The organism is Streptomyces gottesmaniae (assembly GCF_031845845.1).
In the GTDB taxonomy this organism is placed as follows: domain Bacteria; phylum Actinomycetota; class Actinomycetes; order Streptomycetales; family Streptomycetaceae; genus Streptomyces; species Streptomyces akebiae.
The window spans coordinates 1-255 of the sequence record NZ_JAVRFJ010000203.1 but is presented as its reverse complement, the minus strand read 5'-3'; the positions used below and the strand labels follow the sequence as shown (position 1 = coordinate 255).

Genomic DNA, 255 nt, shown 5'->3' with positions numbered 1-255 from the left:
GCAGCAGGGCGGTGAACAGTTCGATCTGGTTGCGGTCGTTGTCCAGGAGCGGGGCGAGCCGGCGGCGGATGCCGATGTTGGCGCGCATGCGCGGGTCCTTGGCGTACTCCGCGTACATGTAGTCGCGCTCTTCGTCGGTGACCATTTCGAGGGTCAGCTCGTCGTGGTTCCGCAGGAAGATGCCCCACTGGCAGTTCGAGGGGATGGCCGGGGTCTTGGCGAGGATTTCCGAGACCGGATAGCGCGATTCCCGCC

At 65.5% G+C, this 255-nt stretch carries 1 pseudogene; it reads right to left on the bottom strand.

The window, feature by feature from the left end:
- Nucleotides 1-255: pseudogene (locus tag RM704_RS45065) on the bottom strand (trehalose synthase); the annotation flags it as partial.